A 15,931-nucleotide genomic window follows, 5' to 3' on the forward strand; every position below is an offset into this window, starting at 1 on the left:
GGATTACTTACAAGTTCAGCGAGCGGCCATCATCGGGCTAAAGGGGAAATGAATATGGCGACGACAATTCAACAAATTGACACATGGCGGGCCGCTCATTCGGAGCATCAGCGGCTGGAGTTCAAGGAAGCGAAGACGCAGTTTGACAACCGCAAGCTCTACAAATACTGCGTGGCGTTGGCGAATGAAGGCGGCGGGTATCTGCTGCTTGGCATTGAAGACCAACCACCCCGCAAAGTCGTAGGCACGGTGGCATTCAACGATCCGGTGGAAATGGCGGCCAAGATGTTTCATACCTTGGGTTTCCGAGTGGAAATCGAGGAGGTGCTGCATCCTGATGGCCGGGTGCTGGTGTTCCATATTCCGAGTCGTCCGCGCGGCACGGTTTACGATTTCGAGGGCGCTTACCTGATGCGCGCCGGCGAAGAATTGGTGCCGATGAGCGAGGATCGGCTACGGGCGATTTTTGCGGAGGGGCAGCCGGACTGGTTTTCTCAGCCTGCACTGGAGGGTTGCGAGGACGACAAGGTGGTTCAGTTGCTGGATACGCAGAGCTATTTCGACCTGCTGCATTTGCCCTATCCGGTCAACCGGGCTGGCGTGCTGGAACGTTTTGAGAGTGAGAAGCTCATCCAGCGCCAAGATGACGGTTGGACAATCACGAATCTGGGGGCGATCCTGTTTGCCAAGAAGCTGGATCAGTTCGACCGGTTGGCACGGAAGGCCGCGCGAGTGATCGTTTACGAGGGCAAAAACAAGCTGAAGACGAAGCTGGATAAGCCGGGCATGAAAGGCTATGCGGTCGGCTTTCAGGGGTTGGTGGAGTTTATCTACGGGTTGGTGCCTTCAAACGAGGTGATCGAGCAGGCATTGCGGCGGGAAGTGAAGATGTTCCCGGAAATTGCGGTGCGCGAACTGGTAGCGAATGCGCTCATCCATCAGGATTTTACCCAGACCGGCACCTCGGTGATGATCGAGATTTACGATGACCGGATGGAGATTTCAAATCCTGGGAAGCCTTTTATTTCGCCGGACAGGTTTATTGACGAATACCAGTCGCGCAATGAGCGGCTGGCTGATCTGATGCGGCGCTTGGGCATTTGCGAAGAGAAAGGTAGCGGCGTGGACAAGGTCGTGCAGGCGGCGGAGGTATTTCAATTGCCTGCACCTGATTTCAGGGTGGGTGAAAAAAGGACTTCGGCGATCTTGTTCTCCCACAAGGCCTTTGAGGATATGGATCGCAATGACCGTATCCGTGCTACCTATCAGCATTGTTGTCTGCGCTATGTGATGAACGAGAAGATGACGAATCAAAGCTTGCGGGTGCGGTTTAACCTGTCGGATGACAAGACCACCACGGTTTCCCAAATCATTGCGGCGACAGTGGAGGCTGAGAAAATAAAACCCACCGAACCCACTCAAACCTCTAATCGCTACCGTAGCTATGTGCCATTTTGGGCCTGATTCTTATTTAAAAGCAAACCGGCGCGAGCGCTGCCAACGCCATCTAAATCATTTATTTTCAATAAGTTGTTTATTTAAACGCAAACCCGAATGAGCCAGATTAACGAATCTATCGTAGAAGACGCCACCCTGACCTGGTTCGGGGAACTGGGCTATACCATCGGCCACGGGCCGCACATGGCCCCCGGCGAGCCGGCAACGGAGCGGGATACCTTTGGCGATGTGGTGCTGGAGGGGCGGTTGCGTGAGGCCATCTGGCGGTTGAATCCAACCATCCCGGAAGAGGCGCGCGAGGATGCATTACGCAAGGTGCTGAGGGTCGGGACGCCTTCACCCACGCAGACCAACCGGAACTTTCACGCCATGCTACGCGATGGTGTGCCGGTGGAATACCAGCGTGAAGATGGCAGCATCGCTGGCGATCATGCGCGGCTGATGGATTTCGACGATGCCAAGAACAATGACTGGCTGGCGGTAAACCAGTTCACGGTGATCGAAGGGCAAAACAACCGGCGGCCTGACATCGTGGTCTTCGTCAACGGCTTGCCGCTGGCAGTGATCGAACTGAAGAACGCGGCGGATGAAGATGCGACGATCTGGTCTGCCTTCAACCAACTGCAAACCTACAAGCAGCAAATTGGCAGCCTGTTTCACTACAACGAAGTGATGGTGGTATCCGACGGCACGAATGCGCGCATTGGCTCGCTCACGGCCAACCAGGAATGGTTCAAGGTGTGGCGCACGATAGATGGCGAGGGCGACGCGCCGAAGACGGCACTGGAGCTGGACGTGCTGGTGCGCGGGGTGTTTGAGCCGCGCCGCTTTCTCGACCTGCTCCAGCATTTCATCGTCTTCGAGGAGGATACGGACAGTGACCGCCTGCACAAGATTATCGCGGGTTATCACCAGTTCCACGCGGTGAACGCTGCCGTAGAGGAAACGGTGCGCGCAAGCGGCATGGCGGACGATCAACACCTGCATCAAGAGCTTGGCGCCTACTGGGCGGGAAGAATGCACGGAGGCAAACCGGGCGACCGCCGCGCTGGGGTGGTGTGGCATACGCAGGGTTCGGGCAAAAGCTTCTCCATGCTCTTTTACGCCGCCCGCGTCGTGCGACATCCGGCGATGCAGAACCCGACGCTGGTTGTGCTCACCGACCGCAACGACCTTGACGACCAACTCTTCGGCCAGTTCCAGCGCTGCCACGAACTGCTGCGCCAGATGCCGGTGCAGGCCGAGAGCCGGGAACGGCTGCGCGAACTGCTGCAAGTAGCCAGCGGCGGCGTGGTTTTCACTACGATCCAGAAATTCATGCCGGACAAGGGCGAGAAGATGCCCGAGCTGTCGCCACGGCGGAACATCGTGGTGATTGCAGACGAAGCCCACCGCAGCCAATATGACCTGATCGACGGCCTGGCGCGCAACTTACGTGACGCCTTGCCGAATGCGTCCTTCATCGGCTTTACCGGCACGCCCATCGAGAAAAACGACGCCAACACACGGGCGATATTTGGCGATTACATCAGCATCTACGACATCCAGCGCGCCGTGGCGGACAAGGCGACGGTGCCGATCTACTACGAGAGCCGCATCGCCAAGCTGGCGCTGAACCAGGCTGCACTGCCGAAGCTCGACGAGGAATTCGACGAGATCACTGAGGGCGAGGAAGAAGACAAGAAGCAGAAGCTCAAAACCAAATGGGCCGCACTTGAGGCACTGGTTGGCGATCCCAAGCGTGTCGCGCTAATTGCCGAGGATCTCGTGCAGCACTATGAGCGCCGCCTTGAAGCCATGGATGGCAAAGCGATGGTCGTGTGCATGAGCCGCCGCATCTGCGTGGACCTCTACAACGCCATTATCAAGCTCCGTCCCGACTGGGCCAGCGCCAAGGACGACGACATCGAGGCCGAGAAAAAGCAAGCATGCGTGGTGAAAATTGTGATGACTGGCAGCGCCGACGATGGCCCTGACTGGCAGCCACACATCCGCAACAAGCCACGCCGCCGCGAACTGGCAACCCGGTTCAAGGACAGCAAAGACCCTTTCCGCATCGTGATCGTGCGCGATATGTGGCTGACGGGCTTCGACGCGCCTTGTCTGCACACGATGTATGCCGACAAGCCGATGCGCGGCCACGGCTTGATGCAGGCGATAGCGCGGGTGAACCGCGTGTTCCGCGACAAGCCCGGCGGGCTGGTGGTGGATTATCTCGGCCTTGCCGACCAACTGAAGCACGCTCTCGCCACCTATACCGAGAGCGGCGGCCAAGGCAGCCCAAGCATTGATACCGCCCAGGCCATCGCGGTGATGCAGGAGAAGCACGATGTAGCCTGCGCCATCATGCACGGCTTCAGCTGGGATAAGTGGGTGGATGGCATTTCCACTGAGCGCCTCGGATTGATTCCCGCCGGACAAGAACATGTGTTGCAGCAGGAAGATGGGAAGCAGCGCTTCGTGCAAGTGGTAACCGACCTCTCCCGCACCTTTGCCCTCTGCGCCGCGACGGATGAAGCCATCGAGCTACGCGACGATATCGCTTTTTTCCAGGCCATCAAAGCCCAACTTGCGAAGACCTCCGGCACGCAACGTCCACCGGAAGAAATCGACGCCGCAATACGCCAGCTCGTGTCTACAGCGATCATGGCCAACGAAGGCATTATCGACGTCTTCACTGCAGCAGGATTGAAGAAACCAGACATCTCAATTCTCTCGGAGCAGTTCCTCGCCGAAGTGCGCGGCCTGAAACACAAGAATGTCGCCGCCGAATTATTGGCCAAACTGCTCAAGGACGAAATCAAGCTGCGTTCAGCGAGAAACCTTGTCCAAAGCCGCCAGTTCAGCGAGATGCTCAAGAGCACGCTCAATGCCTACCACAACCGCGCCATCGCCACGCAGGAAGTGATCGAGGAGCTCATCAATCTGGCCAAGGAAATGGATGCCGCTACCAAGCGCGGCCAAGATCTCGGCCTGAATGACGACGAAATCGCCTTCTACGACGCCCTCGCTGCAAACGAAAGCGCGGTGCAGGCCATGGGGAATGACGAGCTAAAAGTCATCGCTGCTGAACTCGTAACCCAAGTTCGCAAGAGTGTGACCATCGACTGGTCAGTCCGCGAAAGTGCCCGGGCCAGGATCAAGGTGATGGTGAAGCGCATCCTCAAAAAACACGGCTTCCCGCCGGACCTGCAGGAGGAGGCAACGAAAACTGTGCTGGCTCAGGCGGAGTTGTTATCGGCGATGTGGGCGGCGTCGTGAGCGTGGACGTGTTTGTATGAGAGCCGTCATGGAGATGGACAGAGAGTTTACTCAATGGGTGCTTAGAACTTATGCCTGACCACGATTTTATAACCCTCTCCCCAGATGAATTCGAGTGCTTAGCTCGTGATCTTCTCGAAAAAGAGTGGGGCGTTCGTCTTGAAACTCTCAAAGCTGGGTGAGATAAAGGTATTGATCACAGTGACAGAAGGACGCGACCAAAGAAACCTAATCTGGCTGCAAAAGAAAAAGCCCATGGATTTCTCCACGGGCTCCTAATACGGCACTTGTTCAAAACTTTTTTGTTTCGGTGACCCCAAAAATTCAAAACTTTATTGTTTAGTTCAAAACTTTATTGTCACGAAACTTCAGGCGGCAAAGTTCTTTGCCACGAAGTCCCAGTTCACCAGGCTGGCCAGGAAAGTCTCAACGAACTTCGGGCGCATGTTGCGGTAGTCGATGTAGTAGGCGTGTTCCCAAACGTCCACGCACAGCAGTGCCTTGTCGGCGGTGGTCAGCGGGGTGCCGGCGGCGCCCATGTTGACGATATCGACCGAGCCATCGGCTTTTTTTACCAGCCAGGTCCAGCCGGAGCCGAAGTTGCCGACTGCGGAGGTCTGGAAGGCTTTCTTGAATTCTTCAACGGAGCCCCATTTGGCCTTGATGGCATCGGCCAGCGCGCCAGCAGGCTCGCCGCCGCCGTTGGGCTTCATGCAGTTCCAGAAGAAAGTGTGGTTCCATACCTGGGCGGAGTTGTTGTAGACGCCGCCGGCCGGGGCTTTCTTGATGATGGCTTCAAGGTCCAGGTTTTCGAACTCGGTGCCCTTGATCAGGTTGTTCAGGTTGGTGACGTAAGCCTGATGGTGCTTGGCGTAGTGGTATTCGAACGTTTCCTTGGACATGTGTGGTTGCAGGGCGTCCATGGCATAGGGCAGTGCAGGCAGTTGGTGTTCCATTATTACTCCTTGAAGGGTTTGAAATAAATCAGGCAAGGTGCGAACGCCTTGCCTGCCTTGAGGTGAATCTGATTTAGACTAAGTTTACCTAAAAACCATGATGGCGGCAATAGTTGAGTAAATCTATCGCCTATAGGCCGTGTTTTTTAAAATGATTTTTAAGCGGCTGCAAGCCCGCCTGCTTCCACTGCTGTAATGGCCTTCGCCTGGTTCATGTCCTGCGCGTAGCCGCTGGCATAGAGGCAGCAAGCGAGCTGGTTGACTAGCGGCATGGGAAGCGGGATTTCGCCTGCCAGCACCTGTTTGGTCCAAAGTGCCGTGGCGGCTGCGCTGGACGGGTTGGGCAGGTTTGGAAGCATTCTGGCTGGACCGCGTTCGGCTTCGAACAGGATGTCGCTTCCGCCGTTGTTGATGTGCTCCAGTTGTGGACGTTGGGCAGGATTAGCGCACGGGTCGCCGCCGCTGCTTTGCAGCAGCAGGGCGTTCGTTTCCGTGGCGCAGAGGAATTCGCGCAGGCGGTTCATGCATTCTGGCTGGCTGGCGCTAACCAGATGCAAACCCGTTCCGTCAAAGGGTTCCAGCACTTTGGCCATGAGATGTGCGCTGTTGCGCAGCCCCAGTCGATTGCGCAGACTGAGCAGGGCGGCCAGGCCCGGGCAAAGTGCGGCGGTGGGGAGAAAGGCCAGACCCTGCTGATCGAGTGCCTGTTGCGCATGAAGAATACTGGTGCTGGGAAAGGTTCCCAACTCGCGCAAAATATAGGCCGCCGCCACGCCATCAAGGCTTTCCAGCGAGCCGTGAATCAGTACCGTGACCCCAAAGCGTTGCAGAAGGAGAGCCAGCAGGGGCAGCAGATTGACGCTGTCCAGCCTGCCGCCGTAGGCCGGAATGATTACCGGCAGGCTCTCGCTGGCGGGTGCCTGCAAGCGATAGAGCCGCTCTGCGACCGCGCGTTTGAATCCAAGCAACTCTTCCAGGCTTTCACCCTTGGTCCGCAATGCATAGAGCAGGGCACCGAGTTCAAGGTCTGCCAGGCCTTCATCGAGCATGGCAGAAAAGAGCGTGTAGGCGTCTGTTTCAGACAGGCTGGTCTGGCCACGCCCGAGCGCTCTGATCATTGCTGCAATGCTCATGCTGCTTTTCCTTGTAAGACGGTTTTAATCGTGAGGAAAGCAGCAATCTTTATGCCAGATGGCTAGCCTATATTATTCAGCAGCTTATGAGTAATTCGAGATTTTTATGAACGGTCATGGTGCATGCCGGGGTGCATGCGCTTCGTGGTGGTGCAGGTAAAAGAATCCCCGCGCCTGGCGGGGATGAGGGAACAATTCGAGCGGCAAAAAAATCGTGAGTGCGACTATCTGCCCCCACCTGAACCCATGCCACCGCCGCCCATGCCCCCACCTGAACCCATGCCGCCACCACCGGGGCCCATACCGCCACCGCCGGGACCCATGCCTTTTCCAGCGCCAGCCGGGGGCGGCATATCAGGAAGAGTCACGCCCTTTTCCCTGGCGCGTTCCTGCATGCGGGTGTGGTGTTCGGCGCGGATTTGCTCGCGTTCCTCGGCCGTTTTTGCAGTGCGCAATTTGTTGCGGTGCTCGATACGCTCCTGCCGTGTCATCAACTGGCTGCCATAGACCTGTTCACGGCTGGTGGTTTGTTGCTGAACCTGTTCCTTCTTTTGAATCTGCTGCTGGACCTGTTCGCCTTCTGCCGCCCAGGATGCGCCTGCGGCAGAATAAAGGGCCACAATGGTGGCGGAAATCAAGGTGCGTCTGAACATGGTAAACCTCCAACTGAATAGAGTTTTTTATTGAAAGCGTTCGTTGGGGAAGGGTCTGAAAAACACCGCATCCGTAACCATGAGACACCATGTTGCGGAATTTGGTTCGAATAGTCAGGCACGAATGGAGATGAAATTCCTGTGTGATGCCATGCCGCGTGTGCATTGGCACGGCAGCCACTAGCGCCGCATGATGGGGCGCCAGTGGTGCGGTCCGAATACTGGCCCGGCTACTTGCCGGGCGCTTCGGCTGTTTCACGCACGATCAGCCAGTTGTTTCCCTGCCGTTCCCATTCCAGGGTCTTGAGTGCCACGTCGCGATAGGCGGTTGAGCCGTAAGCTTGCCGGAACGAGGTGGTGGCATGTTGGGGGTCACGCACGTTCAGCTTGATGCCGGTGATCTCCAGAGAGAGGGATTGGGCGCGGCTGATGGTATTTTTACGCCTGGCTGCCCATGTTTCTCGCTTGCTGCCATCCGCGGGCATAAAGTCCGGCGCGTAGGCATTCAGATAAGCCTCGATGTTCTGGCCCGACCAGGCGGTTGACCAGGCTTTCAGCGCTTGGGCTACTTCATTTTCCGGGGTAACCGGCGCCACGGGTTCGGGCTGTGCCTGTTCCACCGGCTGGGATTCCTTGTGCATCTGCAATGCGCGTGCATTGAGCGCGTTCTTGTCGGCGGTGTACAGGGTGACGGCATCGGCGGGGCATTGCGTGGCGGCATCTTCGCCAGCCGCCCAGTTTTCCAGTTCCGGCACTTCGGCCTCATGTTTTGCCGAGACGCCCAGTGCGGGCAGCAGGCGCCCCATGCCAGCCTGTGTCCGGACATAGGCGATGGCCAGGTCATGCTCTGCATTGCTGTAGGCGCGCTTGGCCTGGAACAGTTCGTTTTCGGTATCGAGCAGATCGAGCAGGGTGCGCTGGCCGATATCGAACTGCTTGCGATAGGCGTCGCGTGCTTTCTCGATTGAAAGCTGGTGCTGATCGAGGTAATTCATCTGTTCGTTGAGCTTGCGCACATCGTTGTAGGCGATGGCCAGGTTCTGGCGAATATCGCGGCAGGCCTTGTCGCGGAGATCGCGAGCGACGTTGGCCTGTTCGATGAACTGGCGTTTGCGCGCCACATCGGACAAGCCGTTGAACAGGTTCCAGCTGAGCACCACTTCCGCGGTCTTGTTTTCATGCTGGCCGATATAGCCGTTGAGGTTCTGGCCGTGATCCTGCTTGAAGCGCAGGTCCACCCGGGGCTGAAATGCGGCTGAGCGCACGGATGCGGCATAACTGGCGGAGCGAACATTTTCAATCGAAGCGCGCAGGGCAGGATGCCCGGTTTGCGCAATCTTGAGGGCTGAGCCAGCCTCCTTGGGCAAATCCTGTGACAGGTTGGAAATTTCTTCCATTTCCCTGGCCGGGAATTCTCCGGCAATGCGCTGGAAGCGGGCGCTGACATCGTGCAGGTTTGAAGTCTCGGTCAGCAGGTTCGCCTCTGCCAGCGCCAGACGGCCTGAAGCCTGCTCCAGGTCCACGCGGCGGCCAACGCCGGCCTGGACTTTCTTCTCGATCTGTTCGAATACCGAACGGTGGCGGATATAGTTTTCTTCCGCCAGGTTGACCAGCTTGCGATAGCGCAGCACGTCAAAATAAGCGCGTGCGGTTTCCAGCGCGATGTTCTCGGCGTTATCCTGCAGTTCCAGGGCGCGGACCAGGCGGGCGTGATCGAGGCGTTTGACCTCATTGCGCGTGGCGAACCCGTCATATAGCATCTGGGTTAGGGTCAGCGTGGCCGAGTTGCGCGTATAGTCGCTCTGCAGCAGGGGGTCGTCCCTCGACTCGCGGCCTTTGCCGGCGGAAAGATCGAGACGTGGCAGGAAGGGGCCGAAGGCCGCGTCGCGTTCCTCTCCTGCCGCTTTGAAAGTATGCCAGCGCGACAACACCTCGGGATTGGTGAGCACAGCGTTTTTTACCGTCTCCCTGAGCGTTTGCGGCTGGGCGCCGGCCAGCGAGGGGGCGAGCAGCAGCATGAACCAGCAGAGAGGAAAACGTTTTTTGTGCCGCTTTGAAATAGCCAAACCTTATATTCCTTTAAGGATTTTCCTTGAATTGCAACTTTAAAGCATTTTGCGTTCCATGTGCATGGTGAGTGCCCTCGCCAAATGAAGCCAGGCGCCGGATGGTTGCGTATTTTAGCGCTCATGGTTCTACTGGCGGCATCTTTTGCCATGGCGGTCGATTTTGATCGTCTGCTGAATGGCATGAGCCAGCGCTTCGGGCAGGCGGGTGCCCAATCCCTGCGCGACTGGCAGAAACTGCTGGAGGAGGCCGGGCAGTTCAGTGCTCCGGAAAAGCTCAAGCGCGTCAATGAATTCTTCAACCGCCGCGTGCGCTTTGGCGAGGATCAGCAGATCTGGGGGCAAAGCGACTACTGGGCGACCCCCCTGGAAACCCTGGGCAAGGGGGCCGGGGATTGCGAGGATTTCACCATCGCCAAATACTTTACCCTGCTCAATCTCGGCGTCCCCCATGAACAGCTGCGCCTGATATACGTCAAGGCGCGTATCGGCGGGATGAACAGCAGCCTTAACCAGGCACACATGGTGCTGGCTTACTACCCGGCACCCGATGCTGAGCCGCTGGTGCTCGATAATCTGATCACCGAAATCCGCCCGGCAGGGCGCCGTCCCGATCTGGTGCCGGTCTTCAGCTTCAACAGCCAGGGTATCTGGCAGGGTGCCGCGGAAGGCGGCGCCCAGGGCCCTGGCGGGACAGGCCGTCTGTCACGCTGGCATACGCTGTTGCAGCGCGCGCGCGCAGAAGGATTCGAGTGAATGGATAAAGTCATGCAAACGGTAATGTGGGTGCCAAAATCTCGACAGTGTTGTCAAGAACCAGTGTCTGACAGCTTAATTGCAATATAGGAACGACCATGTCTATGTACCGCCAACTCTGGCTCGCGGTAATCGTGAGCACTCTTCTGGCCCTGATTGGCAGCCTGCTTGGCTCCACCCTGGGCGCGCGCGTCTATCTGCAGGAACAGTTGCAGATGAAAAATATGGATAACGCGGCGGTACTGGCGCTTTCCCTGGGGCAGACAAATACCGATGCCATAGGGATCGAGCTTGCGGTATCCGCCTTGTTCGATAGCGGACATTACGAGTTCATCCGGGTGGTCGACCCTCTGGGCAAGACGATTGTCGAACGCCAGGCACCCACAGGCCAGCATGAAGCACCGGAGTGGTTTGTGCGCCTGTTGCCGATCAGCCCCACTCCCGGGCAGGCACAAATCAGCAGCGGCTGGAAGCAACTGGGAACGGTCACGCTGGCCAGCCACAGCCGCTTTGCCTACCGCTCCTTGTGGCGCAGCGTGATCGGGCTGATTTCGGTGCTGGGCGTGGCGGGACTCTTTAGCGGTTATCTTGCTACCCTCATCCTGCGCCGCCTGCGCGTGCCGCTGAACACCGTCATCAGTCAGGCCCAGGCGATTGCCGAACGCCGCTTTGTGACTTCCGAGGTGCCGCGCGTACCGGAACTGCGCCAGTTGGCGGAGGCGATGAATGTGGCGGTGGAACGGCTCAAGTTCATGTTCGACGAAGAAGCCGCGCGGCTTGAGGCCGTCAGGCAGGAGGCGAACTCCGATGCGCTGACCGGGCTTGCCAACCGCAGCCATTTCATGGCCACGCTGCGCCAGGCACTCGAAGCCGAGGATGCGCACGGCGGCAGCCTGCTGCTGATCCGGCTCGCGAACCTGGCGGGCGTCAATCAGCATATTGGGCGGGATGCAACAGACCAGTGGCTGCACGGTATTGGCGCTGTCTTGCAGGCGGCTGCGGGCAAGAAGGGCGCCGCTGCCCGTCTCAATGGCGCCGATTTTGCATTGCTGCTGCCGGAGCATGATGGCAATACCCGTGATTTTGTCGCCAGGCTCCTTGCCAGTCTTACCAGGGAGTCCGAGCCCTATGTGAAGGAGGCGGCTGCCGCCTACATCGGCTTCGGCGGGTTTGTGCCGAACACGGATCTGGCAGCGCTCCTGTCGCGTACCGATGCCGCGCTGGCGAGCGCTGAATCCGCAGGCATCAGCGGCATGGCCGAAGCGGTACAGGATGACGAGGCTATGCCGCGCAGTGGCGAACAGTGGGAGCAGACCATTCGCCGCGCCCTGGCGTCCAATTGGGTGCGTCTGGTTTCCTTCCCGGTCAAGCGGCTCGATGGCTCGCTCTCGCACCGGGAGTGCCCGCTCCGGCTGATGTTCGATGCCGAAGGCGAGTGGCTGCCAGCGGGCCGCTTCCTGCCGATTGCCGAACGTTTGAAATTGACGCCGGAGCTTGATCTCGCAGCCATCGGACTGGGTCTCAAGGAGCTGGAGCAGAACCCTCAACTCGCCGGGCTGGCGATCAATCTGTCAGGCAGTTCCATCGAGTCCGTTAAATTCCGTGACAGCGTGCGCGCGCTGCTGCGAGCTTATCCCAAATCTGCCCCGCGTCTGTGGCTGGAGATTCCGGAAGCCGGGGCGTTGCAGCACTTCGATAGCTTCCGCCTGCTGTGCCGTGATTTGCAGGATGCCGGTTGTATTGCCGGGATTGAACACTTTGGCCGCCAGTTCAGCCAGATCGGCTTGTTGCACGGCCTGGGACTCGACTACATCAAGGTGGATGCAAGCTTTATCCGTGGTATCGAAAGCAACCCGGGCAACCAGACCTTCCTCAAGGGCCTGTCTGCCATTGCGCATGGCATCGGCATGCTGGTTTTTGCCGAAGGCGTGGTGAGCGAGGCGGAACTGAATGCCCTGAGCCAGCTCGGATTTGATGGCGCGACGGGGCCCGCGATCAAGGATGTGGCCGCTTGAAAAAGGCCCGCACAGGGCGGGCCAGAAAGTTCTTCCTGTAATTGGCAATCCATAGGGCCGCACTACGATGTATAACATGATATTTTACGGCAGTTTTCGTGGAGAACTTCAAATGCGTCCTTCCCTGGCCCTGCAAACCCATCGCGATGCCATTCGTGAAATCGCCCTGCGCCACCGGGTCAAGAATGTCCGGGTGTTCGGCTCTGTGCTGCACGGCGAAGATACCGAAGACAGCGACCTGGATATCCTGGTCGAACCGACTTCAGAAACCACGATGATGGACATCGGCGCGATTCAATATGAACTCAGCGAGTTACTGGGTATTTCGGTCGATGTGCTGACCCCACGTGCCTTGCCCGAGAGCTTCCGCCATCGTGTTTTGACAGAGGCGATCCCGGTATGAGTAAAGCAGAAACGCTGCGTCTGCATGATTATCTTGGCCATATTCTGGAGGCTATCGAACGCTGCCATCTCTATGTGGAAGATATGGACGAGGTGGCGTTCTTGCAGGACATAAAAACGCAAGATGCAGTTATTCGTACCTTCGAGGTTATTGGTGAGGCCGCGAACAATATCAAGAAGCGCCATGCCGAGTTCGCCATGATGCATCCGGATATACCGTTTGGATTTGCGATAGGTATGCGCAACGCGCTTTCACATGGATATTTCAAGGTCGATTTTGAATTGGTCTGGAAAACCATCCATGAGGATTTGCCCGAACTGCACAGCCAAGTTCGCAAACTGATCGAGCCACAGGGCTGATTCAGCCTTGACCTCCCCCGCTTCCAGTTCCTCAGACACACAAATAGGCTTTTAGTCAGAGATCAGCTTGCCCTTGTTGAGCAGGTCCTGGATGATCTGTTGATCTGAGCTGAATGTGCCGCTCGCTGTCAGGTCTGCCCACTGTCCCTGCAGGATAATCGTCTGGTCGGCTGCGCCTGCGTTATAGCCACCGGCAAATCCTCCGCTGGAGCTGATCTGTACCACGGCATCCGTACCCGATTGCGTAAAATGCAGGAAGCTGGTGAGATTCGTGGCGTCACTGCTTTCGCCTTGCAGGAGGTCGCGCAAGTCCAGCTTGTCTCCGCCTGCTGCCGCGGCAGCGCTATTGAAGTCCTGCACGGTATCTGCCGCGGGCGTTCCGGCGACGCCACGGTCGGAAAGTTCCCAGTGGAATGTGTCGGAACCCAGGCCGCCGATCAGCAGATCGTTGCCGGCACCGCCGGCCAGTGTGTCGTTCCCGTCGCCACCGTTCAGCGTGTCCGAGCCTGCGCCTCCGCGCAGCACATCCTCGCCGGCGCCGCCATTCAGCATGTCGTTTCCGGCGCCGCCTTCCAGAATGTCATGGCCGTCGCCGCCGCTCAGGGTGTCGTCGCCGTCGCCGCCGATGATGCGGTCATTTCGTATTGTGCCGGTGATGGTGTTGGCTGATGCGTCGCCGAAGATGTTGTTGGCCATCACGTTGAGCGTCAGGGTTGCCGCTGCGCTGGTATCGCCATCGGAATCGGTCAGCACGTATTCGACTTCGACCGGGGCCACCGCGGGCGCAGTGTTGTTAAGTTGCACGCTCTCGAACGTGACGCTGGTAACCCGGGCATAGGCCGCGCTATTGGCCTCGATTTCGATGCGGCCGATATTGCCGAACTCGGCGGGCACCGTAACCGTGCCTTCCTGGTTGCTGTAGAACTGGCCGATCTGGTTGCCCGCCACGTCGAACACCGTGTAGGTCAGTGCGTAGACCACACCGCCCGATGCGCCGAGGTTGCTGGCCCCGGAGGCAATCACGAAACTGACATCCTGCACGCCGTAGGGATGGGTCGCCTGGTTAAAGCTCACAACCAGGCGTTCAAGGTTGTCCACCGTCCGGTTTTCATCAATGGTGAAAATATCCGGCCCGCCGTTAACACCCACGCCATCACTCGAGGTGCCGGTTTCGTTACGGTAAACGAGGGTTTGTGCGGTACCGGTGCGGCTGATTCCGCTCAGCACGACGCCGCTCGCAACCGAGGGGGCGGCTGTGAAGGTGACGGTGGCCGGGGCTGCCGTAGGCGTGACCGGGATGCTCACAGTAGGTGGCGCATAGTCATAATAGCCCGTGGTATTGAAAACCAGGCGCTCGCCGCCGCTGGTGGCCTGCCAGATGAGTTCCCCGCTGGTAATGGCATAGGTAAATCCGCTGCCGGAGCCGGTGCTATTGCTGGTGAGATCGAAGGTTTGCCCACGGAAATTGATCGAGCTGACTTGTGCCTGATCGACCGCCACGTCGACGCCCGCCCCTGCAGGAGAAAAGCTCGTGACCTGACCGCCGAGGGCAAGGCCGCCATCGGTTCCCAGGCCGGTAATGACATTGCCTTCCAGATGGGTCTGGTTGGGCAGCAGCGTATCGCTATCCGGGCGTGCGACAGGCGTGCCGTCGGCAACCTGGATGGTCACGGTCGCTGGCGCGGTCACATCGCCATCATTGTCGCGCGCCACGAAATCGAGGGAGAAGCTGTCACCCACCACGGCGGATGGGGAAGTGAAGAAGGTGTAGTCACCGGTGCTGAAGTTGAATGTCAGCGTGCCGAGCCCGAATCCACTGGAGGAATTCAGCGTCAACAAGTCTCCCGCCAGCGCGGGCGGCAGGAAAGTGCTGTCGTTGCTGATCTGGCCGCTTGCGGCAGGGTCGTAAGTGAAGATTACATTCTGGTCCGGTACGCCGTTGCCATCGCTGTCGAGCATCAGCGTGATGGTCTGCACATGGCCGCCGTCGGCCCCGAGAACGTTGCCCGCATTGTTGCCGGCCACCAGGTTTCCGCCGAATGCAGGCGGGATGGTGGAAAGCAGCGCCGAGTCGAGTTCGTTAAGGTCCGGCACGATAATCGCAGGGTCCTTGATCCCGCTGCCGTCGGCATCCACGTTGTGGATATTGTTGAGATGCTGCGGATTGGCAATGCCGGTACCGACGCCTACGCCGTAGGAATCGATATTGTTGCTGGCAACGAAGGTGTCATAGCCTGTCACGCCAACCGGGTCGGTGATATTGCCGACCGAGGGCTCGCCATCCGAGAGGAAATATACGGCGTTTTGAACCGCAGGATCCACGCTACCGAAAGCGGTCTGTACCGCATCCAGTGCGGCCTCGTAGTTGGTGCCGCCACTGCCCGTCATCGAATTGATGCCGTCAATGGCATCCTGCTTCGTCGTATAGGCTAAGCCACTGTTGAGAATGGTGGCGCTGCTGGAGAATGTGATCAGTTTGATCGACACGTTCTGCGCCTGGTTGAAGTACTCCTCCACCAGCTGAACCATTGCCGCCTTCGCCATATCCAGACGAGTGGTGATGGTGGTGGAGCCGTCCGGATTGATCTGCCGCACCGCGCCGCCCGCCGTGGCGCTGGTCATGCTGCCAGAAACGTCGAGTACCAGTACGAGGTTGTAGCTGGGCAGGGGGTTCTCGGATACTTCCATCACCTTGTCGTAGGCGACCGGCTTGTCATCCACCACGGTTACCCTGAGTGCCGCTGAAGTGCTCACATTCGACACGTAATTGAATACTTCATTGACCGACAGATCGTTGGCCGGCGCGCTGTTGTCAGCCGGTTTGAGCAAGGTATAGGTGTAATCGCCGGCGCAGTGCCCGTGCTATCGACT

Annotated in this window: 11 protein-coding genes; 6 read left to right on the forward strand and 5 right to left on the reverse strand. The window is 58.3% G+C overall.

From position 1 onward, the window contains the following. The first annotated feature begins 54 nt into the window (after positions 1 to 54). Both WC392_13585 and WC392_13590 read left to right on the forward strand, forming a co-directional pair. Complete coding sequence (locus tag WC392_13585) at positions 55 to 1,464, forward strand: ATP-binding protein (GenBank protein ID MFA5243397.1); 1,410 nt, start codon at positions 55 to 57, stop codon at positions 1,462 to 1,464. Between the two features lie 90 nt (positions 1,465 to 1,554). Next, the gene (locus WC392_13590; GenBank protein ID MFA5243398.1) at positions 1,555 to 4,719 is read left to right on the forward strand and encodes a type I restriction endonuclease subunit R; all 3,165 of its coding nucleotides are present in this window, start codon (positions 1,555 to 1,557) and stop codon (positions 4,717 to 4,719) included. Between the two features lie 368 nt (positions 4,720 to 5,087). Here WC392_13590 and WC392_13595 read toward each other — a convergent pair whose 3' ends face one another. The 4 genes from WC392_13595 to WC392_13610 all read right to left on the reverse strand — a co-directional run bounded on the left by WC392_13595 (position 5,088) and on the right by WC392_13610 (position 9,527). Next, entirely contained in the window at positions 5,088 to 5,675 is a 588-nt protein-coding gene (locus WC392_13595; protein ID MFA5243399.1) for a Fe-Mn family superoxide dismutase, read from the reverse strand. 158 nt (positions 5,676 to 5,833) lie between these two features. Then, entirely contained in the window at positions 5,834 to 6,808 is a 975-nt protein-coding gene (gene ybiB / locus WC392_13600) for a DNA-binding protein YbiB (GenBank protein ID MFA5243400.1), read from the reverse strand. Positions 6,809 to 7,032: 224 nt separating this feature from the next. Next, entirely contained in the window at positions 7,033 to 7,461 is a 429-nt protein-coding gene (locus WC392_13605) for a hypothetical protein (protein ID MFA5243401.1), read from the reverse strand. A 230-nt stretch (positions 7,462 to 7,691) separates the two neighbouring features. Continuing rightward, on the reverse strand, positions 7,692 to 9,527 hold the full coding sequence (locus tag WC392_13610) for a TolC family outer membrane protein (protein MFA5243402.1): 1,836 nt from the start codon (positions 9,525 to 9,527) through the stop codon (positions 7,692 to 7,694). A gap of 105 nt (positions 9,528 to 9,632) precedes the next feature. Between WC392_13610 and WC392_13615 the strand changes: the two genes are divergently transcribed. From WC392_13615 to WC392_13630, 4 genes are all read left to right on the forward strand, one after another. Beyond that, entirely contained in the window at positions 9,633 to 10,283 is a 651-nt protein-coding gene (locus WC392_13615; GenBank protein ID MFA5243403.1) for a transglutaminase-like cysteine peptidase, read from the forward strand. A gap of 98 nt (positions 10,284 to 10,381) precedes the next feature. After that, entirely contained in the window at positions 10,382 to 12,298 is a 1,917-nt protein-coding gene (locus WC392_13620; protein MFA5243404.1) for an EAL domain-containing protein, read from the forward strand. Positions 12,299 to 12,410: 112 nt separating this feature from the next. Beyond that, a complete protein-coding gene (locus tag WC392_13625) occupies positions 12,411 to 12,701 on the forward strand; it encodes a nucleotidyltransferase family protein (GenBank protein MFA5243405.1) in 291 nt (96 codons plus the stop codon). Then, a complete protein-coding gene (locus tag WC392_13630; protein MFA5243406.1) occupies positions 12,698 to 13,060 on the forward strand; it encodes a DUF86 domain-containing protein in 363 nt (120 codons plus the stop codon). The genes WC392_13625 and WC392_13630 overlap by 4 nt, the downstream gene beginning before the upstream one ends. A 51-nt stretch (positions 13,061 to 13,111) precedes the next feature. On the opposite strand, the gene WC392_13635 is transcribed toward WC392_13630, so the two are convergent. Further along, positions 13,112 to 15,889: a type I secretion C-terminal target domain-containing protein gene (locus tag WC392_13635; GenBank protein MFA5243407.1), complete on the reverse strand. Its 2,778-nt coding sequence runs from the start codon at positions 15,887 to 15,889 to the stop codon at positions 13,112 to 13,114. Positions 15,890 to 15,931 lie beyond the last annotated feature (42 nt).

The organism is Sulfuricella sp. (assembly GCA_041651995.1).
Taxonomy (GTDB): Bacteria; Pseudomonadota; Gammaproteobacteria; order Burkholderiales; family Sulfuricellaceae; genus Sulfurimicrobium.

Bases quoted from the DNA above. Each gene is read 5' to 3' on its own strand.
- WC392_13585 (MFA5243397.1), top strand. From the start codon at position 55: ATGGCGACGACAATTCAACAAATTGACACATGGCGGGCCGCTCATTCG.
- WC392_13590 (MFA5243398.1), top strand. From the start codon at position 1,555: ATGAGCCAGATTAACGAATCTATCGTAGAAGACGCCACCCTGACCTGG.
- WC392_13595 (MFA5243399.1), bottom strand. From the start codon at position 5,675: ATGGAACACCAACTGCCTGCACTGCCCTATGCCATGGACGCCCTGCAA.
- ybiB (MFA5243400.1), bottom strand. From the start codon at position 6,808: ATGAGCATTGCAGCAATGATCAGAGCGCTCGGGCGTGGCCAGACCAGC.
- WC392_13605 (MFA5243401.1), bottom strand. From the start codon at position 7,461: ATGTTCAGACGCACCTTGATTTCCGCCACCATTGTGGCCCTTTATTCT.
- WC392_13620 (MFA5243404.1), top strand. From the start codon at position 10,382: ATGTCTATGTACCGCCAACTCTGGCTCGCGGTAATCGTGAGCACTCTT.
- WC392_13625 (MFA5243405.1), top strand. From the start codon at position 12,411: ATGCGTCCTTCCCTGGCCCTGCAAACCCATCGCGATGCCATTCGTGAA.
- WC392_13630 (MFA5243406.1), top strand. From the start codon at position 12,698: ATGAGTAAAGCAGAAACGCTGCGTCTGCATGATTATCTTGGCCATATT.